The organism is Burkholderia sp. HI2761 (genome assembly GCF_002223355.1).
In the GTDB taxonomy this organism is placed as follows: domain Bacteria; phylum Pseudomonadota; class Gammaproteobacteria; order Burkholderiales; family Burkholderiaceae; genus Burkholderia.
In genome coordinates this window covers 18,867-42,329 of record NZ_NKFN01000003.1, presented here as the reverse complement: position 1 = coordinate 42,329, position 23,463 = coordinate 18,867, and the positions used below count along the sequence as shown (strand labels likewise).

The window sequence follows — 23,463 nt, the reverse complement described above, 5'->3', positions numbered from 1 at the left end:
AGGCGCCCGGTGGCCTTCGGCAAAACCGCCGTATTGTACAATATTGTGTTGAAAGCTCCCGCGCCTATCGGGGCTACCCCGCCTCCACCAAGCGGCTCGCGCCGCCCGTCCTTCCGGTTCCCATGGCCTTTCTGCTCCATCAAGCCCGCTTCTACACGACCGTCAACCATCTACGCGACCTGCCGCCGACGGTCCAGCCGGAAATTGCGTTCGCGGGCCGCTCGAATGCCGGCAAGTCGACGGCGATCAACGTGCTGTGCAATCAGAAGCGGCTGGCCTTCGCGTCGAAGACGCCCGGCCGCACGCAGCATATCAACTACTTCTCCGTCGGCCCGGCCGCCGAGCCCGTCGCGAACCTCGTCGACCTGCCCGGCTACGGCTATGCGGAAGTGCCCGGCGCCGCGAAGGCACACTGGGAAATGCTGCTGTCGTCCTATCTCGCGACGCGCTCGCAGCTCTGCGGCCTGATCCTGATGATGGATTCGCGCCGTCCGCTGACCGATCTCGATCGACGCATGATCGAGTGGTTCGCGCCGACCGGCAAGCCGATCCACACGCTGCTGACCAAGTGCGACAAATTGACGCGGCAGGAAAGCATCAACGCGTTGCGCAATACGCAGAAAGGGCTCGACGCGTATCGCGATCAGGGCGTGAAGGGCAAGCTGACGGTCCAGCTGTTCTCGGCGCTGAAGCGCACGGGGCTCGACGAGGCCCACGAACTGATCGAGAGCTGGCTGCGGCCGTCCGTCGCCGACGAAAAAAGCGAGCCTGTAGCACAATGAGCGGGCAACGCGCGGCTGGGATCGGCTGTGCGCACCTGACGGCACCTGCGGATTCGGCCGGCTCATAAAAAAACCCGCCGTCGAACGGCGGGTCAAACAGCCTAATCGAAAAACGACAGGCACCCGCTCAGGGAGGAGAAGCGGGGAGTTGCACGCAACGCGTGCCGCTCGATCGCTATCATATACCAACGATCTCGAAAATGACCTAAGGGTTCCGTAAGGTCCTTCTTGCCCTGATTTCTGCCAAATCGCCATGAGCTTCCATCCGCTTCATCGTCCGCGCCGGATGCGCCGCGACGACTTCTCCCGCCGCCTGATGCGCGAAAACCGCCTGACCACCGACGATCTGATCTACCCGGTGTTCGTCGTCGACGGCGCCAACGAACGCCAGCCGGTCCCGTCGATGCCCGGCGTCGAGCGCGTGTCGGTCGATCTGCTGATGCACGTCGCCGAGCAATGCGTCGAACTCGGCGTGCCCGTGCTGTCGCTGTTCCCGGCCATCGAGCCGTCGCTGAAAACGCCCGACGGCCGCGAAGCGGCCAATCCGGAAGGCCTGATCCCGCGCGCGGTGCGCGAGCTGAAGAAGCGCTTCCCCGAACTCGGCGTGCTGACCGACGTCGCGCTCGATCCGTACACGAGCCACGGCCAGGACGGCGTGCTCGACGAAAACGCCTACGTGATCAACGACGACACGATCGAGATCCTGGTCGACCAGGCGCGTGCGCAGGCGGAAGCCGGCGTCGACATCGTCGCGCCGTCGGACATGATGGACGGCCGCATCGGCGCGATCCGCGAGATGCTGGAAAGCGACGGCCATATCCATACGCGGATCATGGCCTATTCGGCGAAGTTCGCATCGGCGTTCTACGGCCCGTTCCGCGATGCGGTCGGTTCGGCATCCAACCTGGGCAAGGGCAACAAGATGACCTACCAGATGGATCCGGCGAACAGCGACGAAGCGCTGCGCGAAGTGCGCCTCGACATCGACGAAGGCGCCGACATGGTGATGGTCAAGCCCGGCATGCCGTATCTCGACATCGTGCGCCGCGTGAAGGACGAGTTCCGCTTCCCGACCTACGTGTACCAGGTGAGCGGCGAGTACGCGATGCTGAAGGCGGCCGCAATGAACGGCTGGCTCGACCACGACAAGGTCGTGCTCGAATCGCTGCTCGCGTTCAAGCGTGCGGGCGCCGACGGCGTGCTCACGTACTTCGCGCTCGATGCCGCGCGTCTGCTGAAAGCGCAGCGCTGATCGCGCGCCGGCAGGCGCCAGCAAAAACGGCGGGACACCTCGGTGTTCCGCCGTTTTTTGTTTACCGTCGATCGAGACCGTCAGCCGGCCCCACACCGTTCATTCGCCGGCTCGCTCTGGCCGGCCACCGTCATACCGTCGGAACGGCCGCCCGATCGAGGCTGCGCAGGAACGTGTCGGCCGCCTGATAGCCGACCACGCGGCCGATCTCGTTGCCGTGGCGATCGAAGAAAATGATGCCCGGCGGCCCGAACAGATTGAAGCGCTTGAGCAGTGCCTGATCGTCCGGATTGTTCGCGGTGACGTCCGCGCGCACGAGGTGAAGCTGCGCGAGCCGCGCCTGCACGCGTGCGTCGGTGAACGTCAGATGCTCCATCTCCTTGCAGCTCACGCACCAGTCGGCGTAGAAGTCGAGCATCACGGGCCGGCCCGACGTCTTCAGCAATGTGTCGAGTTCGCCGCTGGAGCGCACCGGGGCGAACGCGGGGCCGTCCTGCGCGGTAGCCGCGCCGGCCGCCGCCGCACCGCCGGACGCCGCCGTACGCGCCGCCAGCACGGCCAGCGGCTTGACGGGGTCGGTCGAGCCCGCGGCCAGGCCGACGAGCAGCGTCGCGGCCCAGATCGCGAGCGCGGCGCCCACGCCGCGGCCCAGGCGGCGCCAGATCGACGCAGCGCCGGCATTCGGCGTGAACAGGCCGAGCGCCGCGGCCGCGATCAGCAGCCACAACGCCGCGAGCACCATCTTCAGCCCGCCCGCCAGCACCGGCCACACGATCCACAGCGCAGCCGCGAGCAGTACGATGCCGAAGAACACCTTGACGCCGTCCATCCATGCGCCTGCGCGCGGCAGCACCGTCCCGGCCCCGACGCCGACGACCAGCAGCGGCACGCCGAGCCCCAGCCCCATCGCGAACAGCGCCGCCCCGCCGAGCAACGCGTTGCCGGTATGCGCGATGAAAGCGAGCACCGCGAACAGCGGCGCCGTCATGCACGCACCGACGACCAGCGCCGACAACGCGCCCATCGCCGCGACCGCGACGAAGTGGCCGCCCTGGCGCGCGCTCGATGCCTCGGCCGCGCCGTTCTGCCAGCGCTCCGGCAGCGCGATGTCCTTGCCCGAGATCAGCGCCACCGCGAACGCGGTCAGCAGCACGCCGAACGTGCCGAGTACCCACGGGTTCTGCAACCATGCGCCGAGGCTCTGGCCGACCAGCGCGGCGGCGATGCCGAGTACCGTGTAGACCAGCGCCATGCCGACCACGTAGGTCAGCGACAACGCGAAGCCGCGTGCATGCGTCGCGCGCGTGCCCTGGCCGATGATGATGGCGGACACGATCGGAATCATCGGGTACGAACACGGCAGGAGGCTCAGCACGACACCCGCGACGAAATAGAGCGCGATGATCGTGAAAAAGCCGTGGCCTTCGAGCAGCGACTGCGCGAAATCCGCGCTCGTGACCTTGTCGAACCAGCTGCCCGCGGCAGCCGTCTCGCCGGACGACGATGCGGCTCCGAGCGCGGCGCCATCGACCTTCATGACGTGCTCGGCCGGCGGATAACAGATCCCTTCGTCCGCACACCCTTGCGACGTCACCGCGAGCTCGAACGGCCCGGCCGCCTGCTTCACCGGCACGTGAACGACGACTTCATCGCGATAGGTCTCGACGTTCTTCTGGAACGTCTGGTCGAACTTCACGTGGCCGGCCGGGTATTGCGGCTCGCCGAGCGTCGCCTGGCCGCTCTTCACCGCGAACGCGAACCGCTCGCGGTACATGTAATAGCCGTTGGCGATCTTGAAACGGACGTCCACTTGTCCCGGCGATTCGCTCGCGCTGAACTTGAACGCAACCGACGGATCGAGGAAATCGTCGGCCGCGCGCGCGGCGGACAAGCCACCCAGCACGAGCATGAACGACAACAGGACCATTAGAAACCGCAGCGCGCGCACGCGCACCGAAAGCGCCATACCGTTAAACATGAAATAGACGTTGAGTTTCGCTGGTCACCCATTGGCCGTACGCGGCCGATGCCGTCGTCTGCCACGAGACGATTTCGGGTGTCTCGTAAGGATGATGCGCGAGAATAAATCGCTCCAGTTCGAGCGCCCGTACGGGGCTCGTCTTGAACAGCAACTGGATCTCGTCGGCCGTTTCGACCTTGCCCTGCCAGTGATAGCGCGACTTGATCGTACCGAGCTCCGACACGCACGCGGCAAGCCGCGCGTCGAGCGCGCCGTCGGCGACCGCCGCGGCCGTCGCCGCATCGGGTACCGTCGTCAGCATCAGCACCACTATCATCCGCGCCCTCCTCACTGGTCTGCAGGCTCCTGCCGGCGCCGGTTACCCGCTCGGGGACCGCACCGGTTGCCCCGTATCGTAGCGCAGCCCGCGCAACGCTGCCGGCACCGGCCTGCGACAATCGATCGCAGCCGGCATCTCAAAAACAAAAAGGGCCAAGCAATTGCTCGGCCCCTTTCAGATGCTGCTGCGTACCGGAAGCTTACTCAGCTTCTTGCACGTTTTCCGTTTCGTCGACTTCCGGACGGTCGAGCAGTTCGACCAGTGCCATCGGTGCGTTGTCGCCCACGCGGAAGCCGAACTTCAGCACGCGCAGGTAGCCGCCCGGACGGTTCGCGAAACGCGGACCGAGCACGTCGAACAGCTTCGCCACCGAGTCACGATCGCGCAGGCGGTTGAACGCCAGGCGACGGTTTGCCAGCGACGGCTTCTTGCCGAGCGTGATCAGCGGCTCGACGACTTTACGGAGTTCCTTCGCCTTCGGCAGCGTCGTCTTGATGACTTCGTGCTCGATCAGCGAGTTGGACATGTTACGGAGCATAGCCAGACGGTGGCTGCTCGTGCGGTTCAGTTTCCGCAGACCATGACGATGGCGCATTTCAGTTTCCTTGATTCAAAGTTTTGGTCCAGCTCTTCTATCGCACCTCGGAGGGTGCACGGGCCGGTAACGAAAAAAAGCAAGATGCGGATTTTAAAGGAAAATCCGCATCTTTGCCAACTACAGCTATAGCCGGGCTACGACCGGGCTTACTTGTCGAGACCAGCCGGCGGCCAGTTCTCGAGCTTCATGCCCAGCGTGAGACCGCGCGAAGCGAGCACTTCCTTGATCTCGTTGAGCGACTTGCGACCGAGGTTCGGCGTCTTCAGCAGCTCGTTTTCCGTGCGCTGGATCAGATCGCCGATGTAGTAGATGTTCTCGGCCTTCAGGCAGTTCGCCGAACGAACCGTCAGCTCGAGATCGTCCACCGGACGCAGCAGGATCGGATCGATCTGCGGTGCACGCGACGGCGCTTCGGCTGCCGTTTCCGTGCCTTCCAGCGCCGCGAACACGGACAGCTGGTCGACCAGGATGCGGGCCGACTGGCGGATCGCTTCTTCCGGCGTGATCACGCCGCTCGTCTCGATGTTCATCACGAGCTTGTCGAGGTCGGTACGCTGCTCGACACGTGCGCTTTCAACAGCGTAGCTCACGCGGCGAACCGGCGAGAACGATGCGTCGAGGACGATGCGGCCGATGATCTTGGCCGTGTCTTCGCCGTAGCGACGGACGTTGCCGGGCACGTAGCCGCGACCCTTTTCGATCTTGATCTGAACGTCGAGCTTGCCGCCCTTCGACAGGTGCGCAATCACGTGATTCGGGTTGATGACTTCGCAATCGTGAGCCAGCTCGATATCGCCGGCCGTCACGACACCTTCACCTTCCTTGCGCAGCGTCACCGTCACTTCGTCACGGTTGTGCAGCTTGAACACCACGCCCTTCAGGTTCAGCAGCAGGTTGACGACGTCTTCCTGCACGCCATCCAGCGTCGAGTACTCGTGCACCACGCCTGCGATCGTGACTTCGGTCGGCGCGTAGCCCACCATCGACGACAGCAGCACGCGGCGAAGCGCATTGCCCAAGGTGTGGCCGTAACCGCGTTCGAACGGTTCCATGACCACCCTCGCGTGGTTCTCGCCAAGCGATTCCACGGCGATGATCTTGGGTTTCAGCAAACTGGTTTGCATGGGCTTTCCTTTTCAATACCCTCGGCTCGTTACACCGATAAGGCTGACCGGTAACAACCAGAAAATAAACAGCCGAGGCCCCTCCTTGCGCGACGCAATCGGGGTACCTCGGCCGTCAATCGGATTAACGCGAATACAATTCGACGATCAGGCTTTCGTTGATGTCGCCTGCGATTTCAGCGCGTTCCGGCATCTGCTTGAACGTGCCTTCGAACTTCTTCGCATCGACTGCAACCCAGCTCGGCATGCCGCCTTGCTCGGCCAGCGACAGCGCTTCGACGATACGCGCCTGCTTCTTCGCCTTTTCGCGAATCGCGACGACGTCACCCGCCTTCACTTGCTGCGACGGGACGTTTGCGACGACGCCGTTCACGGTGATCGACTTGTGGCTCACCAGCTGACGCGCTTCAGCGCGGGTCGAGCCGAAGCCCATGCGATACACGACGTTGTCGAGGCGCGACTCGAGCAGTTGCAGCAGGTTTTCACCCGTGTTGCCCTTGCGGCGATCGGCTTCAGCGAAGTAGCGACGGAACTGACGCTCCAGCACGCCGTAGATACGCTTGACCTTCTGCTTTTCGCGCAGCTGCGTACCGTAGTCGGACGTACGTGCGCCCGAGGTACGGCCGTGCTGACCCGGCTTGCTGTCGAGCTTGCACTTGTCGGCGAGCGAGCGGCGTGCGCTCTTCAGGAACAGGTCGGTGCCTTCACGGCGGGACAGCTTGGCTTTGGGGCCGATATAACGTGCCACTTTGCATTCCTTTATCAATCAGTCACGCGGATCGAAATCCGCGCTAGTCCGCTCCCTTTGGGGCGAACGGTGGGCTTAGTCAATCAAAAAAGCAACGCCCGTCGACGCTGAGCGGCGACAGGCAATGCGCTAGCACGAACGTGCCAGCACATCCTTAGATACGACGACGCTTCGGCGGGCGGCAGCCGTTGTGCGGAATCGGGGTGACGTCCGAAATCGCGGTGATCTTGATGCCGAGGCCGTGCAGTGCGCGCACTGCCGACTCACGACCCGGGCCCGGGCCCTTGATCCGCACTTCCAGATTCTTCACGCCGTATTCCATCGCGACGCGGCCAGCCGACTCGGCTGCGACCTGAGCAGCGAACGGCGTCGATTTGCGCGAGCCCTTGAAGCCCTGACCGCCCGACGTCGCCCATGCCAGTGCGTTGCCTTGGCGATCGGTGATCGTGATGATCGTGTTGTTGAACGACGCGTGAACGTGAACCACGCCTTCAGCGACGTTCTTCTTAACCTTCTTGCGAACGCGTTGCGCCGCGGTGTTCGAAGCCTTAGCCATTACGTTTTCCTGTAACTGTCAGTTCCGCTTACTTCTTCAGCGCTTGCGCTGCACGACGCGGACCCTTGCGGGTACGTGCGTTCGTACGCGTACGCTGACCGCGCATCGGCAGGCCCTTGCGATGACGGACGCCACGGTAGCAACCGAGGTCCATCAGGCGCTTGATGTTCATCGTCACTTCACGGCGCAGATCGCCTTCGACGACAAACTTGCCTACTTCTTCACGCAGCTTTTCCAGGTCTGCGTCGGTCAGATCCTTGACCTTCTTCGAAAAATCGACGCCAGCTGCCACGCAGATGCTGCGCGAACGGGTGCGGCCGACACCAAAGATAGCCGTCAGGCCGATCTCGGTGTGCTGGTGATTCGGGATGTTAACCCCTGCGATACGAGCCATTGTTTTTCCTCAAACAAAAAGCGCAAACAAACGCGCGGTCAGCCTTGGCGCTGCTTGTGGCGCGGATCCGAGCTGCAGATCACGCGAACGACGCCTTTGCGCTTGATGATCTTGCAATTGCGGCAAATGCGCTTAACCGATGCCATCACTTTCATGATAATACCCTTTTTTCAAATCACTTCGCCCGGAACACGATCCGTGCACGAGACAGATCGTAAGGCGTCAATTCAACCGTCACCTTGTCGCCAGGCAGAATGCGGATGTAGTGCATCCGCATCTTCCCGGAAATATGCCCCAATACGACATGGCCGTTTTCCAGCTTCACACGGAAGGTCGCATTCGGGAGGTTTTCAATCACCTCACCCTGCATCTGGATTACATCGTCTTTGGCCATAGTCCTTTCAACGCATCGGGATGTTGCCGCCCTTGAAGTTGGCCTTCTTGAGCAGCGACTCATACTGTTGCGACATAACGTACGACTGCACCTGCGCCATAAAGTCCATCGTGACGACGACAATGATCAGCAGCGACGTTCCACCAAAATAAAACGGCACGTTCCAGCGCAGCACCAGGAATTCCGGCAGCAGACACACGAAGACGATGTAGATCGCACCGGCCAGCGTCAGACGCGTGAGGATGCGGTCGATATATCGCGCGGTCTGATCGCCCGGACGGATGCCCGGAACAAACGCGCCGCTCTTCTTCAGGTTGTCCGCGGTCTCCCTGCTGTTGAACACCAGTGCGGTGTAGAAGAAGCAGAAAAACACGATTGCCAGCGTGTACAGCAGCACGTAAACCGGCTGGCCCGGCTTCAGCGCTTCCGCAACGTTATGCAACGTATTGGAAATCCAGCTTCCCGTCGGCTGACCGGTACTGAACCAGCCGAGAATCGTTGCCGGGAACAGAATGATCGACGATGCAAAGATCGGCGGAATCACGCCCGACATGTTCAGCTTCAGCGGCAGATGCGACGACTGCCCACCGTAGATCTTGTTGCCGACCTGACGCTTCGCGTAGTTCACGAGGATCTTGCGCTGACCGCGTTCGATGAACACGACCAGGTAAGTCACCGCGGCGATCAGAACGACGATGATGATCGCCGAAATGATGCTCATCGAACCCGTACGCACCAGCTCGAACAACCCACCCACGGCATTCGGGAACCCTGCTGCGATCCCGCCGAAGATGATGATCGAGATACCGTTGCCCAGACCACGCTCGGTAATCTGCTCGCCGAGCCACATCAGGAACATCGTGCCCGTAACCAGCGTCACGACCGTCGTCAGACGGAACAGCATGCCGGGATCGATGACGAGGCCCGGCTGGTTTTCCAGCGCGGCCGCGATACCGAATGCCTGGAAGGTCGCGAGCACCACGGTGAAATACCGCGTGTACTGCGTGATCTTCCGTTGCCCTGCCTGCCCTTCCTTCTTCAGCGCCTCGAGCTGCGGCGAAACGATCGCCAGCAACTGCATGATGATCGACGCCGAGATGTACGGCATGATCCCCAGCGCAAAGATCGTGAAGCGGGATAGCGCGCCACCCGAGAACATGTTGAACATGCCCAGGATGCCGCCCGCCTGGCTCTGGAACAGCTTAGCCAGTTGATCCGGATCGATGCCCGGCACGGGAATGTGCGCGCCGATGCGATAGACGATCAGCGCCAGGAGCAGGAACATCGCTCGCCGGCGCAGATCGCCGAATTTCGCCGTGCTTCGACCGGGTTTTGCAAGACTCGGGCTGTTAGCCAAGTACCTTCTCCGATGAATGCAAGTGACGACGCGCTACGCGTGTCACTCGGCGAACGAACCGCCAGCCGCTTCGATCGCAGCGCGCGCACCCTTGGTGGCACCGAGACCCTTCACGACGATCTTGCGCTTCAGTTCGCCCGTCGCGATGATCTTTGCGCTCTTCGTCAGCTCGCCGACCAGGCCGGCTTGCTTCAGTGCGAGCAGATCGATCTCGTCGACCGGCAGCTTCTCGAGGTCGCTCAGGCGCACTTCACCGACGAATTCCTTCGTCAGCGACGTGAAGCCGCGCTTCGGCAGACGACGTTGCAGCGGCATCTGACCGCCTTCGAAACCGACTTTGTGGAAGCCGCCCGAACGCGATTTCTGACCCTTGTGACCACGGCCAGCCGTCTTGCCGAGGCCCGAACCGATGCCACGACCGACGCGACGCTTGGCGTGCTTGGCGCCAGCGGCCGGCTTCAGGTTATTCAATTCCATATCAACTCCTTGATCCGTAGGGCCGCTTACGCGATGACCTTAACGAGGTACGAGACCTTGTTGATCATGCCGCGGACCGCCGGCGTGTCCTGCAGCTCGCTAACCGAGTTGAGTCGGCGCAGGCCCAGGCCACGCACGGTCGCGCGGTGCGATTCGCGGGTCCCGATCAGGCTCTTGACGAGCTGAACCTTGACAGTTTTTTCAGACATGGTGACCACCCGGGCTTAGCCCAAAATATCTTCGACGGACTTGCCGCGCTTCGCCGCGATGTCTGCCGGGGTCGACTGCTTGCGCAGACCGTCCAGCGTGGCGCGAACGAGGTTGTACGGGTTCGTCGAACCGTGGCTCTTCGCCACGACGTTCTGAACGCCCATCACGTCGAACACTGCGCGCATCGGGCCGCCGGCGATCACACCCGTACCTGCCTTCGCCGGAGCGAGGAGGACAGCGGATGCGCCATGCTTGCCGTGCACTTCGTGTTGCAGCGTGCCGTTCTTGAGCGGCACCTTGAACATGTTGCGGCGAGCTTGTTCCATTGCCTTCTGGACAGCGACCGGCACTTCCTTCGCCTTGCCCTTGCCCATACCGATGCGGCCATCACCATCGCCAACCACGGTCAGTGCGGCGAAGCCGAGAATACGGCCACCCTTCACGACCTTGGTCACGCGATTGACCGAAATCATCTTTTCGCGAAGGCCGTCGTCGCGCTCGTCAGCCTGAACTTTCGCTTGCATCTTTGCCATGACGAATTCCTTCCTTAGAACTTGAGCCCAGCTTCGCGAGCTGCCTCAGCCAGCGCCTTGACGCGGCCGTGGTAGCGGAAGCCCGAGCGGTCGAAGGCGACGGATTCGATGCCGGCAGCCTTTGCCTTCTCGGCAATACGCTTGCCGATCAGCGTCGCGGCATTCACGTTGCCGCCCTTGCCCGACTTGTCGGCCAGTTCGGCGCGCACTTCAGCTTCGAGCGTCGACGCGCTGGCGAGCACCTTGGTGCCGCAGGGCGAGAACACTTGAGCGTAGATGTGCGTGTTCGTGCGATGCACGGCGAGACGCGCGACCTGCAGCTCAGCGATCTTGATACGCGTCTGGCGAGCGCGGCGCAGGCGAGATTGAGTCTTATCCATGATTGCGCACCCTTACTTCTTCTTCGTTTCTTTGAGGATCACAACCTCGTCGGCATAACGCACGCCCTTGCCCTTGTAGGGCTCCGGCGGACGGTAACCGCGAACTTCCGCAGCTACTTGACCGACTTGTTGCTTGTTGATCCCCTTGATCACGATTTCGGTTTGCGTCGGGGTTTCAGCCTTGACGCCTTCCGGCATCTGGTGCACCACCGGGTGCGAGAAACCCAGCGACAGGTTCAGCTTGTCGCCTTGCGCTTGCGCACGGTAACCGACGCCAACCAGCGTCAGCTTGCGCTCGAAACCCTTGGTCACGCCGTGCACGGCATTCGCGATGATCGCGCGCATCGTGCCCGACAGTGCATTTGCTTCGCGGCTTTCGTCGACCGGCGCCAGATTCAGCGTGCCGTCGTTGTTCGCCACGTTCACGAGCGGATTGATCGCTTGCGTGATGGTGCCCAGCGGGCCCTTGACGGTGATAGCACCGTCGGCCAGCTTGACTTCCGCGCCTTGCAGCGCGATCGGGCTTTTACCTACTCGAGACATGTTTCTCTCTCCTCGGCTTTAAGCGACGTAGCAGATGACTTCGCCGCCGACGCCGGTAGCGCGCGCCTTGCGGTCGGTCATCACGCCCTTCGGCGTCGACACGATTGCCACACCGAGGCCATTCATGACCTGCGGAATGTCGTTACGGCCGCGGTACACGCGCAGACCAGGCTTCGACACGCGCTCGAGGCGTTCGATGACCGGGCGACCTGCGTAGTACTTCAGCGCGATATTCAGTTCGGACTTCGCACCTTCCGCCTTCACGGCGAAATCGTCGATATAGCCTTCGTCCTTCAGGACTTGCGCGATTGCAACCTTGACCTTCGACGAGGGCATCGCGACCGATACCTTCTCGACCATCTGCGCGTTGCGGATGCGAGTCAGCATATCGGCGATAGGATCACTCATGCTCATTTACGTTTCTCCTATTACCAGCTCGCCTTGGTCAGGCCAGGAATCTCGCCACGGAATGCGATTTCACGAATCTTGTTACGCGCGAGGCCGAATTTACGGAACGTGCCACGCGGACGGCCCGTGATCGCGCAGCGGTTACGCTGGCGGGTCGGGTTTGCGTTGCGGGGCAGTTGCTGCAGCTCCAGGCGTGCTTCGTAGCGCTCTTCTTCCGACTTGCTTTGGTCTTCGACGATCGCCTTCAGCGCTTCGCGCTTTGCTGCGAACTTCGCGACCAGGCGGGCGCGCTTCTTTTCACGTTCGATCAGTGCCAGTTTAGCCACGGTAACCTCAGTTTCTGAACGGGAACTTGAAGCTGGCGAGCAGAGCCTTTGCTTCGTCGTCGGTCTTCGCAGTCGTCGTGATGCTGATGTTCAGCCCACGCAGTGCGTCGATCTTGTCGTAGTCGATTTCGGGGAAAATGATCTGCTCTTTCACACCGATGTTGTAGTTGCCACGGCCATCGAAAGCACGACCCGACACACCGCGGAAGTCACGCACGCGGGGCAGGGCGACCGTCACGAAACGGTCGAGGAATTCGTACATCGCGCGGCCACGCAGCGTCACCATCGCGCCGATGGGGTAACCCTGGCGGATCTTGAAGCCTGCGATTGCCTTGCGGGCCTTCGTGACGACCGGCTTCTGGCCGGCGATCTTCGTGAGGTCGCCAACGGCGTTCTCGATGATCTTCTTGTCAGCGATCGCTTCGCCAAGACCCATATTCAGCGTGATCTTGGTGATGCGCGGCACTTCCATGACCGACTTGTAACCGAACTTCTCGATCAGGCCGGGCACAACCTTTTCTTTGTAAAACTCTTGAAAACGAGCCATTTTTTACTCCGCTGCGTCAGGCGCTCAGTACGGCACCGGTCGTCTTCAGGAAGCGAACCTTCTTGCCTTCCTCGACCTTGATGCCAACACGCGACGCCTTGCCATTCGCGTCGACCAGTGCGACGTTCGAAATATGCAGGGGCATCGTCTTCGCTTCCACGCCGCCCGTCGTACCCTTCATCGGGTTCGGCTTCACATGCTTCTTGACGAGGTTGATACCCTCGACCGTCACATGTTCAGCACCGACAGCCAGCACGACGCCGCGCTTGCCCTTGTCCTTACCAGTGACGACGATGACTTCGTCACCTTTGCGAATCTTGTTCATCGCGACTCCTTACAGCACTTCCGGCGCCAGCGAAACGATCTTCATGAATCGTTCGCTACGCAGCTCACGCGTCACCGGCCCGAAGATACGGGTGCCGATCGGCTCGAGCTTGTTATTCAAAAGCACAGCGGCGTTGCCGTCGAACTTGATCAGCGAGCCGTCTTGACGGCGCACGCCCTTGGCGGTGCGGACCACCACGGCGTTGTAAATTTCGCCTTTCTTCACGCGCCCGCGCGGCGTTGCCTCTTTGACGCTCACCTTGATGATGTCGCCAATGCCGGCATAACGACGCTTCGAGCCGCCGAGCACCTTGATGCACAGGACTTCACGTGCACCCGTGTTGTCGGCTACTTCGAGCCGAGATTCGGTCTGGATCATGGTTTGTCTTTCCCAACTTAATCCGGATGCACCACCATGATGCATTCGGTCAGTCTTGGTCCCGTCAGCCAATCGGCTGCTTGGGTTGGAACAGCAGCGACGGCAAACGAAACCCGCCATCGCAATTCGGTGAATCTTTCGGACAGGCTGGCGCCAGTCCGCTTCCCCCACCAACTTCGCCCGCGACGGGGCTCCCATAAAGAGGGAAGACCAGGATTATAACAAATAATCCTGGTCCCGCAAGCAAAAACTTTGCGATTTCAAGCACTTCGTGAAGAAGTGCCTGTTACTGCCTACTACGCTGCCCGCTTAGATGACGCGAGCGGCTTCGACGAGGCGCGACACCGTCCAGGCCTTCGTCTTCGAAACAGGACGCGTTTCCTGGATTTCGACGAGATCGCCTTCGTTGTAGGTGTTCGCTTCATCGTGCGCGTGGTACTTCTTCGAACGCACGACATACTTGCCGTAGATCGGATGCTTGACGCGGTGCTCGATCAGCACGGTGACGGTCTTGTCCATCTTGTTGCTGACGACCCGACCGACCAGCGTCCGCTTCAGCGAGGTTTTCACGCTATCGTTCATTTCTGGTTCGCCTTCTGAGTCATGACGGTCCGCACACGTGCGATGTCGCGACGAACCTTCTTCAGCTGGCTCGTGTTCGTGAGCTGCTGGGTCGCGAGTTGCATGCGCAGGCCGAATTGCGCCTTCAGCAGGTCCGCCAGCTCCTTGTTGAGCGCGGCCTGGTCTTTCTGGAGAAGTTCGGAAGCCTTCATGTTTTCTCCTTAGGCGCCGAGCTGGCGCACGATGAATGCCGTCTTGAGCGGCAGCTTGGCTGCAGCCAGACGGAACGCTTCGCGTGCCAGTTCTTCGGTTACGCCGTCCATTTCATAGAGCATCTTGCCCGGCTGAATCTCGGCGACGTAGTACTCCGGGTTACCCTTACCGTTACCCATACGCACTTCGGCCGGCTTCTGCGAAATCGGCTTGTCCGGGAAGATCCGGATCCAGATGCGGCCGCCACGCTTGATGTGACGCGTCATTGCACGACGCGCCGCTTCAATCTGACGTGCGGTCAAACGACCGCGACCGATCGCCTTCAGGCCGAATTCACCGAACGACACTGCGTTGCCGCGCGTCGCCTTGCCGGTGTTACGACCCTTCTGCTCTTTACGATACTTTCTGCGTTTCGGTTGCAGCATCGTTATTCTCCAGTCTTGCCGTCTTCGGGCTTGCCGGCGCCACGGCGCGGTGCGCCACGACGAGCACCCGGAGCGCCGCCTTCGCCGTCACGGCGCGGACGACGGTCGCCCGGACGCGCATTGCGACGCGGACGCTTGTCTTCGGCTACTTCTTCCACCACCGGTGCGTCGTTGCGGCCGAGCGTATCGCCCTTGTAGACCCACACCTTGACGCCGATGATCCCGTAAGTCGTCTTCGCTTCCGAAGTCGCGTAGTCGATATCAGCACGCAGCGTGTGAAGCGGCACGCGACCTTCGCGATACCACTCCGTACGAGCGATTTCGATACCGTTCAGACGGCCTGCGCTCATGATCTTGATGCCTTGGGCACCCAGACGCATCGCGTTCTGCATCGCACGCTTCATCGCGCGACGGAACATGATCCGGCGCTCGAGCTGTTGCGTGATCGAGTCAGCGATCAGCTGAGCATCGGTTTCCGGCTTGCGGATTTCCTCGATGTTGACGTGAACCGGCACGCCCATGCGGCGTTGCAGTTCCGTCTTCAGCTGTTCGATATCCTCGCCCTTCTTGCCGATGACCACGCCCGGACGCGAGCTGTAAATCGTGATGCGCGCGTTCTTGGCCGGACGCTCGATGACGACCCGACCGACCGAAGCGTTCTTCAGCTTCTTCTTCAGGTATTCACGAACACCGATGTCTTCCTGCAGCATCGCCGCGAAATTGTTGTTGTTCGCGTACCAACGCGAAGCCCAATTGCGGCTGACAGCCAGGCGGAAGCCAGTCGGATGAATTTTCTGTCCCATCGTATGGCTCCTTAATTCCCGACCGTCACAGTGATGTGACAGGATTGCTTCTCGATGCGGTTACCGCGGCCCTTGGCGCGCGCGGTGAAACGCTTGAGCGATGCAGCCTTGTCGACGTAGATGCTCTTGATCTTGAGCTCGTCGATATCAGCGCCTTCGTTGTGCTCCGCATTCGCGATTGCCGACAGCACAACCTTCTTCACGATGCCAGCCGCCTTCTTCGGCGAGAACGTCAGAACGTTCAGCGCCTTGTCGACCGGCAAACCGCGGATCTGGTCAGCCACAAGGCGCGTTTTCTGCGCCGAGATGCGGGCACCGCGATGAATTGCTTTCACTTCCATCTTGATTGCCCCTTATTTCTTGGCCTTCTTGTCGGCTGCGTGACCCTTGAACGTACGGGTCAGTGCGAACTCGCCAAGCTTGTGGCCGACCATGTTTTCCGAGATGTACACCGGAACGTGTTGACGGCCGTTGTGAACAGCGATCGTCAGGCCGATGAAATCCGGCAGAATCGTCGAGCGACGCGACCAGGTCTTGATCGGCTTTTTGTCGCGCGAAGCTGCAGCCGCCTCAACTTTCTTCAGCAAATGGGCGTCGCAGAACGGACCTTTTTTAACAGAACGTGCCATTGCCTACTCCTTAACGCTTGTGACGGCGCTGGACGATCATCGTCGTCGTGCGCTTGTTGCTGCGGGTGCGGTAACCCTTAGCCGGCGTACCCCACGGGCTCACCGGGTCGCGACCTGCAGCCGTCTTGCCCTCACCACCACCGTGCGGGTGATCGACCGGGTTCATCGCAACGCCACGCACCGTCGGGCGGATACCGCGCCAGCGGTTCGCGCCAGCCTTGCCGATCTGGCGCAGGCTATGCTCTTCGTTGCCGACTTCACCGATCGTTGCACGGCACTCGATGTGCACGCGACGGATTTCGCCCGAACGCAGACGAACCTGCGCGTAGACGCCTTCACGCGCCAGCAGCATGGCCGACGTGCCAGCCGAACGCGCCATTTGCGCGCCCTTGCCCGGCAGCATCTCGATGCAGTGGATCGTCGTACCGACCGGAATGTTGCGGATCGGCAGCGTGTTGCCTGCACGGATCGGCGCTTCCGAACCCGACATCAGCTGTTGGCCGACGGTCAGGCCCTTCGGGGCGATGATGTAGCGACGTTCGCCGTCTGCGTAGAGCACCAGCGCGATGTTCGCGCTGCGGTTCGGGTCGTACTCGAGACGCTCGACCTTTGCCGGGATGCCATCCTTCGTGCGACGGAAATCGACGATACGATAGTGCTGCTTGTGACCACCACCCTTGTGACGCGTGGTGATACGACCGTTGTTGTTACGGCCGGCGGTCGAGCTCTGCGAGTCGAGCAGTGCCGCGAACGGCTTGCCCTGGTGCAGGTTCTTGTTGACCACCTTGACCATCGCGCGGCGACCCGGCGATGTCGGCTTAACTTTAACGATTGCCATGATTACTTGGCCTCCGCTTCAAAGTTGATTTCCTGGCCGGGCTTCAGGCAAACGTACGCCTTCTTCACGTCCTTGCGGCGGCCCATCGAACGGCCGAAGCGCTTTTGCTTGCCCTTCTGAACCAGCACGTTGACCGAATCAACTTCAACCTTGAACAGCAGCTCGACAGCCGCCTTCACTTCCTGCTTCGTGGCATCCGGTGCGACTTCGAACACGACTTGCTCGTTCTTGTCGGCAACCAGCGTCGCCTTTTCCGAGATCACCGGTGCGAGCAGGACCTGCATCAAACGATGATCGTTCTTGCGAATCTCGCTCATGACAGCAACTCCTCGATCTGGGCGACCGCAGCCTTCGTGACCAGCACTTTCTTGAAGTAGATCAGCGACAGCGGGTCAGCGTAGCGCGGCTCGACAATTGCCACGTGCGGCAGGTTGCGCGATGCCAGGTACAGGTTTTCGTCAACCGTGTCGGTGATGATCAGCACGGAGTCGAGACCCATGGTCTTGAATTTGTCGGCCAGCAGCTTGGTCTTCGGCGCTTCGAGGATGATGTCCTCGACGACCGACAGACGGCCTTCACGGGCCAGCTGCGAGAAGATCGAGCAGAGACCTGCGCGATGCATCTTCTTGTTGACCTTGTGCGAGAAGTTTTCTTCCGGCGAATTCGGGAAGATACGACCACCGCCACGCCACAACGGGCTCGACGACATACCGGCACGAGCGCGGCCCGTACCCTTCTGGCGCCACGGCTTCTTGGTCGTGTGCTTGACTTGCTCACGGTCCTTCTGTGCGCGGTTACCCTGGCGAGCATTCGCCTGGTAAGCGACGACGACCTGGTGGATCAGCGCTTCGTTGTAGTCACGACCGAACACGACGTCCGATGCGTTGACCACTGCACCTTCCTGACCATTTTCGTTCAGGAGCTTGAGTTCCATTATTTCGCCCCCTTGGTCTTGACGGCCGGCGTCACGAAGACCTTGCCGCCCTTCGCGCCCGGAATCGCACCCTTCACGAGCAGCAGCTTGCGCTCTGCGTCGATACGAGCGATTTCGAGGTTCTGCACCGTCACCGTCACGTCACCCATGTGACCCGTCATGCGTTTACCCGGGAAAACACGACCCGGATCCTGCGCCATACCGATCGAGCCCGGCACGTTGTGCGAGCGCGAGTTACCGTGCGTGGCACGGCCGGAGGAGAAGTTGTAACGCTTGATCGTACCGGCGTAGCCCTTACCGATCGACACGCCTTGCACGTCGACCTTCTGGCCCACTTCGAAAAGATCTGCACCGACCACGGCGCCATTCGACAGCTCGGCTGCCTTGGCCGCGTCAATGCGGAATTCCTTGAGGATTTCACCGGCTTCGACACCGGCTTTGGCGAGATGACCTGCCAGCGGCTTCGTCACGCGCGATGCGCGGCGGGAGCCGAATGCAACCTGCACGGCCGTGTAGCCGTCGGTTTCAACAGTCTTGATCTGCGTCACGCGGTTGTCCGACACGTCCAGCACGGTGACGGGAATCGAATCCCCTTCAGCCGTGAAGATACGGGTCATGCCAACCTTGCGACCTACGAGTCCAAGGCTCATCATTTTCTCCATTCCCGACTGCGATTGGTCGGGGCTGATTTACAAAATGCCGGGCACGCAAGGCCCAACTTTTTTACGCGAATACGCGAAAAGCCAAGCAGTATAGCCCGACTTCTCGATTTCCGCAAGCAATACAAAGACTTAGCACCACCCGACAAGCCGGACGGCGCCGGAAGCCTTACTGCAGCTTGATTTCCACGTCGACGCCAGCCGGCAGATCGAGCTTCATCAGCGCGTCAACGGTCTTGTCCGTCGGGTCGACGATGTCCATCAGGCGCTGGTGGGTGCGGATTTCGAGCTGATCGCGCGACGTCTTGTTGACGTGCGGCGAACGCAGGATGTCAAAACGCTGAATGCGCGTCGGCAGCGGCACCGGGCCACGGACGATTGCGCCAGTCCGCTTCGCGGTATCGACGATTTCGGCAGCCGATTGATCGATCAGACGATAGTCGAATGCCTTCAGGCGAATGCGGATTTTCTGTTGCTGCATGACAATTCCTTGAAAGAGCGAGGCGATGTTGCATCGCCGGACACTAAAAGAACGTGAAACATGACGCCAGCGGGGAGCGAAGCATCAGGTTCCGGACGGTACTTCCACTGCTAAGCCCGCGATTCTACACGAAATTTCGAAGCCGTGTTGCGTGTTTGTCGGTGCGCGCAACGCGCCGCCGGAAAAACAAAACCGGGCGCCAGCGCAAGCTGGACACCCGGTTTCGACGGTACAACCGCGTACCGCGGGAATCGCGGACCCCGTCGGGATCCGCGGATCGTCGATATTACTCGATGATCTTGGCGACGACGCCGGCGCCGACGGTACGGCCGCCTTCGCGAATCGCGAAGCGCAGACCTTCTTCCATCGCGATCGGAGCGATCAGCTTCACCGTGATCGACACGTTGTCGCCCGGCATCACCATTTCCTTGTCCTTCGGCAGCTCGATCGAGCCCGTCACGTCCGTCGTACGGAAGTAGAACTGCGGACGGTAGTTGTTGAAGAACGGCGTGTGACGGCCGCCTTCGTCCTTGCTCAGCACGTACACTTCAGCCGTGAAGTGCGTGTGCGGCGTGATCGAACCCGGCTTCGCCAGAACCTGGCCGCGCTCCACGTCTTCACGCTTCGTGCCGCGCAGCAGGATACCGACGTTGTCGCCTGCCTGACCCTGGTCCAGCAGCTTGCGGAACATTTCAACGCCCGTGCAGGTCGTCTTCACCGTCGGCTTGATACCGACGATTTCGATTTCCTCGCCGACCTTCACGATGCCGCGCTCGACACGACCCGTCACCACCGTACCACGGCCCGAGATCGAGAACACGTCTTCCACCGGCATCAGGAACGCGCCGTCAACTGCACGCTCCGGCGTCGGGATGTACGTGTCCAGCGCGTCGGCCAGGCTCATGATCGCCACTTCGCCCAGCTCGCCCGTGTCGCCTTCCAGCGCCAGCTTCGCCGAACCCTTCACGATCGGCGTGTCGTCGCCCGGGAAGTCGTACTTCGACAGGAGCTCGCGAACTTCCATCTCGACCAGCTCGAGCAGTTCCGCGTCGTCCACCATGTCGCACTTGTTCAGGAACACGATGATGTACGGAACGCCAACCTGACGGGCCAGCAGGATGTGCTCGCGCGTTTGCGGCATCGGGCCGTCTGCTGCCGAGCAAACCAGGATCGCGCCGTCCATCTGCGCTGCGCCCGTGATCATGTTCTTCACATAGTCAGCGTGGCCCGGGCAGTCGACGTGAGCGTAGTGGCGGTTAGCCGTTTCGTACTCGACGTGTGCCGTGTTGATCGTGATGCCGCGCGCCTTTTCTTCCGGTGCCGCGTCGATCTGGTCGTATGCCTTCGCTTCGCCGCCGAACTTCTTCGTCAGAACCGTCGTGATCGCTGCCGTCAGCGTCGTCTTGCCGTGGTCAACGTGACCAATCGTACCAACGTTCACGTGCGGCTTGGTCCGCTCAAATTTACCTTTTGCCATGATTCTCTTCTTTCAAAAAATAATCGATTGGTAGCTACGAATTTACTTCGACTTCGCGCTGATGATCGCTTCGGCAACGTTGCGCGGAGCTTCAGCGTAGTGCTTGAACTCCATCGTGTACGTTGCACGACCTTGCGTCAGCGAGCGCAGCGACGTCGAGTAACCGAACATTTCCGACAGCGGCACTTCGGCGCGCACGATCTTGCCGCCGCCAACCATGTCTTCCATGCCCTGGACGATACCGCGACGGCCCGACAGGTCGCCCATCACGTTGCCCATGTAGTCTTCCGGCGTCTCGACTTCGACAGCCATCATCGGCTCGAGGACGACCGGGTTCGCCTTGCGCATCGCTTCCTTGAACGCCATCGAACCGGCCATGCGGAACGCGTTTTCGTTCGAGTCAACGTCGTGGTACGAACCGAACGTCAGGTGAACCTTCACGTCGACGACCGGGAAGCCAGCCAGCACGCCCGACTTCAGCGTGTCCTGGATACCCTTGTCGACCGCCGGGATGTATTCACGCGGAATCACACCACCCTTGATCTCGTCGAAGAACTCGTAGCCCTTGCCTTGTTCGTTCGGCTCGAGCGTGATGACCGCGTGACCGTACTGGCCGCGACCACCCGACTGCTTGACGAACTTGCCATCGACATCCTTCGCCGTCGAACGAATCGTTTCGCGATAAGCAACCTGCGGCTTGCCGACGGTGGCTTCCACGCCGAATTCACGCTTCATCCGGTCGACCAGAATTTCGAGGTGGAGCTCGCCCATGCCCGAAATGATGGTCTGGCCCGACTCTTCGTCGGTCTGCACGCGGAACGACGGGTCTTCCTGAGCCAGACGGTTCAGTGCGAGGCCCATCTTTTCCTGGTCAGCCTTGGTCTTCGGCTCGACCGCCTGCGAAATCACCGGCTCCGGGAACACCATGCGTTCGAGAACGATCGGGTTCGCCGGGTCGCACAGCGTGTCGCCCGTGGTTGCTTCCTTCAGGCCGACCGCGGCAGCGATGTCGCCTGCGCGGACTTCCTTGATTTCTTCACGCTGGTTCGCGTGCATCTGCAGAATACGGCCGAGGCGTTCCTTCTTGCCCTTGGTCGAGTTCAGCAGCGTGTCGCCCGAGTTGACGACGCCCGAGTACACACGGAAGAAGATCAGCTGGCCGACGAACGGGTCGGTCATGATCTTGAACGCGAGCGACGAGAACTTCTCTTCGTCCGATGCCTTGCGCTCTGCTGCTTCGCCGTTTTCGAGTTCACCCTTGACCGGCGGAATGTCGACCGGCGACGGCAGGAAATCGATCACGGCGTCGAGCATACGTTGCACGCCCTTGTTCTTGAACGCGGTACCGCACAGCATCGGCTGGATTTCGCACGCGATCGTACGATCACGCAGCGCCTTGACGATGTCGGCTTCCGGCAGATCGCCTTCTTCCAGGTACTTGTTCATCAGGTCTTCGCTGGCTTCGGCAGCCACTTCGACCATCTTTTCGCGCCATTCCTTGCAGGTCTCCGCGAGCTCGGCCGGGATGTCGACGTAGTCGAACTTCGTGCCTTGCGACGCTTCGTCCCACACGATCGCCTTCATCTTGATCAGGTCGACGACGCCCTTGAAGTTTTCTTCCGCGCCGATCGGCACCACGACCGGAACCGGGTTTGCCTTCAGGCGCAGACGGAGCTGGTCGTAGACCTTGAAGAAGTTCGCGCCGGTACGGTCCATCTTGTTGACGAACGCGAGACGCGGCACCTTGTACTTGTTCGCCTGACGCCACACCGTTTCCGACTGCGGCTGCACGCCGCCCACTGCGCAGTACACCATGCACGCGCCGTCGAGCACGCGCATCGAGCGCTCCACTTCGATCGTGAAGTCGACGTGGCCCGGGGTGTCGATGATGTTGATGCGGTGTTCCGGATAGTTGCCGCCCATGCCCTTCCAGAAGGCCGTGGTAGCAGCGGACGTGATCGTGATGCCACGTTCCTGTTCCTGCTCCATCCAGTCCATCGTGGCTGCGCCGTCGTGGACTTCACCGATCTTGTGGTTCACACCGGTGTAAAACAGAATGCGCTCGGTCGTCGTCGTTTTGCCGGCGTCGATGTGAGCGCTAATACCGATATTGCGGTAGCGCTCGATAGGAGTCTTGCGAGCCACTTTGATCCTCTACTGGGATGACGTGATGCAGCCCTGCCGCATCACGCCTCAACACAAACGGGCGAGGCGCCTGAAAAGCGCACCCGCCCGGAATTTATTTCCGCAAACAGCCCAGCCAGGCGCTTAGAAACGGAAATGCGAGAACGCGCGGTTGGCTTCTGCCATGCGGTGAACTTCGTCGCGCTTCTTCATCGCGCCGCCACGGCCTTCGGCCGCTTCGGAGAGTTCACCTGCCAGGCGCAGGGCCATCGACTTCTCGCTGCGCTTCTTCGCAGCCTCACGCAGCCAGCGCATCGCCAATGCCATACGACGCGACGGGCGCACTTCGACCGGAACTTGATAGTTGGCACCACCAACGCGACGGCTCTTCACTTCGACCACCGGCTTCACGTTGTTGAGCGCAACCGTGAACACTTCCAGCGGGTCCTTGCCACCCTTGGTCTGGATCTGTTCGAATGCGCCATAAACGATGCGCTCTGCAACCGACTTCTTGCCGGACAGCATCAGCATGTTCATGAACTTGGCAACATCAACGTTACCGAACTTCGGATCCGGCAACACTTCCCGCTTGGGGACTTCGCGACGACGCGGCATGATTCTTCCTTTACTTGTTCAGTTGGAGCTGTAACCAGCTCCGCGGCCACCAACTAACCCGATCACATCTTC

36 protein-coding genes are annotated in these 23,463 nt (G+C 61.1%); 2 read left to right on the top strand and 34 right to left on the bottom strand.

Annotated features, from left to right (window positions below; genetic code table 11):
• Positions 1-122: 122 nt before the first annotated feature.
• Complete coding sequence (gene yihA / locus CFB46_RS05655; RefSeq protein WP_006477171.1) at positions 123-782, top strand: ribosome biogenesis GTP-binding protein YihA/YsxC; 660 nt, start codon at positions 123-125, stop codon at positions 780-782.
• A 253-nt stretch (positions 783-1,035) separates the two neighbouring features.
• Entirely contained in the window at positions 1,036-2,034 is a 999-nt protein-coding gene (gene hemB, locus CFB46_RS05650) for a porphobilinogen synthase (protein WP_089499468.1), read from the top strand.
• 130 nt (positions 2,035-2,164) lie between these two features.
• Here the strand turns inward: hemB and dsbD are convergent, their stop codons facing one another.
• The 34 genes from dsbD to rpsG all read right to left on the bottom strand — a co-directional run bounded on the left by dsbD (position 2,165) and on the right by rpsG (position 23,391).
• The gene (gene dsbD / locus CFB46_RS05645; protein WP_089499467.1) at positions 2,165-4,012 is read right to left on the bottom strand and encodes a protein-disulfide reductase DsbD; all 1,848 of its coding nucleotides are present in this window, start codon (positions 4,010-4,012) and stop codon (positions 2,165-2,167) included.
• The gene (gene cutA / locus CFB46_RS05640) at positions 4,005-4,331 is read right to left on the bottom strand and encodes a divalent-cation tolerance protein CutA (RefSeq protein ID WP_027783305.1); all 327 of its coding nucleotides are present in this window, start codon (positions 4,329-4,331) and stop codon (positions 4,005-4,007) included. The genes dsbD and cutA overlap by 8 nt, the downstream gene beginning before the upstream one ends.
• Before the next feature lie 202 nt (positions 4,332-4,533).
• Positions 4,534-4,929: a 50S ribosomal protein L17 gene (rplQ, locus tag CFB46_RS05635; protein ID WP_006477175.1), complete on the bottom strand. Its 396-nt coding sequence runs from the start codon at positions 4,927-4,929 to the stop codon at positions 4,534-4,536.
• A gap of 149 nt (positions 4,930-5,078) precedes the next feature.
• Positions 5,079-6,056 carry a DNA-directed RNA polymerase subunit alpha gene (locus CFB46_RS05630; protein ID WP_006477176.1) on the bottom strand — a complete coding sequence of 326 codons (978 nt, stop codon included), beginning with the start codon at positions 6,054-6,056 and terminating at the stop codon, positions 5,079-5,081.
• Between the two features lie 124 nt (positions 6,057-6,180).
• On the bottom strand, positions 6,181-6,804 hold the full coding sequence (gene rpsD / locus CFB46_RS05625; RefSeq protein ID WP_006477177.1) for a 30S ribosomal protein S4: 624 nt from the start codon (positions 6,802-6,804) through the stop codon (positions 6,181-6,183).
• Positions 6,805-6,958: 154 nt separating this feature from the next.
• Positions 6,959-7,360, bottom strand: a complete 402-nt coding sequence (gene rpsK, locus CFB46_RS05620) for a 30S ribosomal protein S11 (protein ID WP_004197937.1) — start codon at positions 7,358-7,360, stop codon at positions 6,959-6,961.
• A 28-nt stretch (positions 7,361-7,388) separates the two neighbouring features.
• On the bottom strand, positions 7,389-7,754 hold the full coding sequence (gene rpsM / locus CFB46_RS05615) for a 30S ribosomal protein S13 (RefSeq protein WP_006477178.1): 366 nt from the start codon (positions 7,752-7,754) through the stop codon (positions 7,389-7,391).
• 38 nt (positions 7,755-7,792) lie between these two features.
• Positions 7,793-7,909 carry a 50S ribosomal protein L36 gene (gene rpmJ, locus CFB46_RS05610; protein ID WP_004199844.1) on the bottom strand — a complete coding sequence of 39 codons (117 nt, stop codon included), beginning with the start codon at positions 7,907-7,909 and terminating at the stop codon, positions 7,793-7,795.
• A gap of 20 nt (positions 7,910-7,929) precedes the next feature.
• Positions 7,930-8,148 (bottom strand): translation initiation factor IF-1, encoded by a 219-nt coding sequence (gene infA, locus CFB46_RS05605; protein ID WP_004521905.1) that lies wholly within the window; start codon positions 8,146-8,148, stop codon positions 7,930-7,932.
• Between the two features lie 7 nt (positions 8,149-8,155).
• On the bottom strand, positions 8,156-9,505 hold the full coding sequence (secY, locus tag CFB46_RS05600; RefSeq protein ID WP_011655761.1) for a preprotein translocase subunit SecY: 1,350 nt from the start codon (positions 9,503-9,505) through the stop codon (positions 8,156-8,158).
• A 42-nt stretch (positions 9,506-9,547) separates the two neighbouring features.
• Entirely contained in the window at positions 9,548-9,982 is a 435-nt protein-coding gene (gene rplO, locus CFB46_RS05595) for a 50S ribosomal protein L15 (RefSeq protein ID WP_006477180.1), read from the bottom strand.
• A gap of 26 nt (positions 9,983-10,008) precedes the next feature.
• A complete protein-coding gene (gene rpmD, locus CFB46_RS05590) occupies positions 10,009-10,191 on the bottom strand; it encodes a 50S ribosomal protein L30 (RefSeq protein ID WP_006400644.1) in 183 nt (60 codons plus the stop codon).
• A gap of 15 nt (positions 10,192-10,206) precedes the next feature.
• Positions 10,207-10,725, bottom strand: a complete 519-nt coding sequence (rpsE, locus tag CFB46_RS05585; RefSeq protein WP_006752931.1) for a 30S ribosomal protein S5 — start codon at positions 10,723-10,725, stop codon at positions 10,207-10,209.
• A 14-nt stretch (positions 10,726-10,739) separates the two neighbouring features.
• Complete coding sequence (gene rplR / locus CFB46_RS05580; protein WP_006477183.1) at positions 10,740-11,105, bottom strand: 50S ribosomal protein L18; 366 nt, start codon at positions 11,103-11,105, stop codon at positions 10,740-10,742.
• A 12-nt stretch (positions 11,106-11,117) separates the two neighbouring features.
• A complete protein-coding gene (gene rplF / locus CFB46_RS05575) occupies positions 11,118-11,648 on the bottom strand; it encodes a 50S ribosomal protein L6 (protein ID WP_027783304.1) in 531 nt (176 codons plus the stop codon).
• 18 nt (positions 11,649-11,666) lie between these two features.
• Positions 11,667-12,062 carry a 30S ribosomal protein S8 gene (gene rpsH, locus CFB46_RS05570; RefSeq protein ID WP_006477185.1) on the bottom strand — a complete coding sequence of 132 codons (396 nt, stop codon included), beginning with the start codon at positions 12,060-12,062 and terminating at the stop codon, positions 11,667-11,669.
• A 14-nt stretch (positions 12,063-12,076) separates the two neighbouring features.
• Positions 12,077-12,382, bottom strand: coding sequence for a 30S ribosomal protein S14 (rpsN, locus tag CFB46_RS05565; RefSeq protein WP_006482884.1), 306 nt, complete (start codon positions 12,380-12,382; stop codon positions 12,077-12,079).
• A gap of 7 nt (positions 12,383-12,389) precedes the next feature.
• A complete protein-coding gene (gene rplE, locus CFB46_RS05560) occupies positions 12,390-12,929 on the bottom strand; it encodes a 50S ribosomal protein L5 (protein WP_006482882.1) in 540 nt (179 codons plus the stop codon).
• A gap of 16 nt (positions 12,930-12,945) precedes the next feature.
• A complete protein-coding gene (gene rplX, locus CFB46_RS05555; protein ID WP_006477187.1) occupies positions 12,946-13,254 on the bottom strand; it encodes a 50S ribosomal protein L24 in 309 nt (102 codons plus the stop codon).
• Positions 13,255-13,263: 9 nt separating this feature from the next.
• Positions 13,264-13,632 carry a 50S ribosomal protein L14 gene (gene rplN / locus CFB46_RS05550; RefSeq protein ID WP_006482918.1) on the bottom strand — a complete coding sequence of 123 codons (369 nt, stop codon included), beginning with the start codon at positions 13,630-13,632 and terminating at the stop codon, positions 13,264-13,266.
• A gap of 309 nt (positions 13,633-13,941) precedes the next feature.
• Positions 13,942-14,214: a 30S ribosomal protein S17 gene (rpsQ, locus tag CFB46_RS05545; protein WP_006477189.1), complete on the bottom strand. Its 273-nt coding sequence runs from the start codon at positions 14,212-14,214 to the stop codon at positions 13,942-13,944.
• Positions 14,211-14,405, bottom strand: a complete 195-nt coding sequence (rpmC, locus tag CFB46_RS05540) for a 50S ribosomal protein L29 (protein WP_006400652.1) — start codon at positions 14,403-14,405, stop codon at positions 14,211-14,213. The genes rpsQ and rpmC overlap by 4 nt, the downstream gene beginning before the upstream one ends.
• A gap of 9 nt (positions 14,406-14,414) precedes the next feature.
• On the bottom strand, positions 14,415-14,831 hold the full coding sequence (rplP, locus tag CFB46_RS05535) for a 50S ribosomal protein L16 (RefSeq protein WP_006482873.1): 417 nt from the start codon (positions 14,829-14,831) through the stop codon (positions 14,415-14,417).
• A 2-nt stretch (positions 14,832-14,833) separates the two neighbouring features.
• A complete protein-coding gene (rpsC, locus tag CFB46_RS05530) occupies positions 14,834-15,634 on the bottom strand; it encodes a 30S ribosomal protein S3 (protein ID WP_006482899.1) in 801 nt (266 codons plus the stop codon).
• Between the two features lie 11 nt (positions 15,635-15,645).
• Positions 15,646-15,975 carry a 50S ribosomal protein L22 gene (rplV, locus tag CFB46_RS05525; protein ID WP_004199272.1) on the bottom strand — a complete coding sequence of 110 codons (330 nt, stop codon included), beginning with the start codon at positions 15,973-15,975 and terminating at the stop codon, positions 15,646-15,648.
• Positions 15,976-15,987: 12 nt separating this feature from the next.
• Positions 15,988-16,263, bottom strand: a complete 276-nt coding sequence (rpsS, locus tag CFB46_RS05520; protein ID WP_004199273.1) for a 30S ribosomal protein S19 — start codon at positions 16,261-16,263, stop codon at positions 15,988-15,990.
• 10 nt (positions 16,264-16,273) lie between these two features.
• Complete coding sequence (gene rplB / locus CFB46_RS05515) at positions 16,274-17,101, bottom strand: 50S ribosomal protein L2 (RefSeq protein WP_006482900.1); 828 nt, start codon at positions 17,099-17,101, stop codon at positions 16,274-16,276.
• 2 nt (positions 17,102-17,103) lie between these two features.
• The gene (gene rplW / locus CFB46_RS05510) at positions 17,104-17,418 is read right to left on the bottom strand and encodes a 50S ribosomal protein L23 (RefSeq protein ID WP_004199275.1); all 315 of its coding nucleotides are present in this window, start codon (positions 17,416-17,418) and stop codon (positions 17,104-17,106) included.
• Positions 17,415-18,035: a 50S ribosomal protein L4 gene (rplD, locus tag CFB46_RS05505; RefSeq protein WP_006477192.1), complete on the bottom strand. Its 621-nt coding sequence runs from the start codon at positions 18,033-18,035 to the stop codon at positions 17,415-17,417. The genes rplW and rplD overlap by 4 nt, the downstream gene beginning before the upstream one ends.
• Positions 18,035-18,685: a 50S ribosomal protein L3 gene (gene rplC, locus CFB46_RS05500; protein ID WP_006482922.1), complete on the bottom strand. Its 651-nt coding sequence runs from the start codon at positions 18,683-18,685 to the stop codon at positions 18,035-18,037. Before rplC ends, rplD begins: the two co-directional genes overlap by 1 nt.
• Positions 18,686-18,863: 178 nt before the next feature.
• Positions 18,864-19,175, bottom strand: a complete 312-nt coding sequence (gene rpsJ / locus CFB46_RS05495) for a 30S ribosomal protein S10 (protein ID WP_004199280.1) — start codon at positions 19,173-19,175, stop codon at positions 18,864-18,866.
• Positions 19,176-19,461: 286 nt separating this feature from the next.
• Entirely contained in the window at positions 19,462-20,652 is a 1,191-nt protein-coding gene (gene tuf, locus CFB46_RS05490) for an elongation factor Tu (RefSeq protein ID WP_011350666.1), read from the bottom strand.
• Between the two features lie 42 nt (positions 20,653-20,694).
• Positions 20,695-22,797, bottom strand: coding sequence for an elongation factor G (gene fusA, locus CFB46_RS05485; protein WP_027783303.1), 2,103 nt, complete (start codon positions 22,795-22,797; stop codon positions 20,695-20,697).
• 123 nt (positions 22,798-22,920) lie between these two features.
• Positions 22,921-23,391 carry a 30S ribosomal protein S7 gene (gene rpsG / locus CFB46_RS05480; protein ID WP_006477195.1) on the bottom strand — a complete coding sequence of 157 codons (471 nt, stop codon included), beginning with the start codon at positions 23,389-23,391 and terminating at the stop codon, positions 22,921-22,923.
• Positions 23,392-23,463 lie beyond the last annotated feature (72 nt).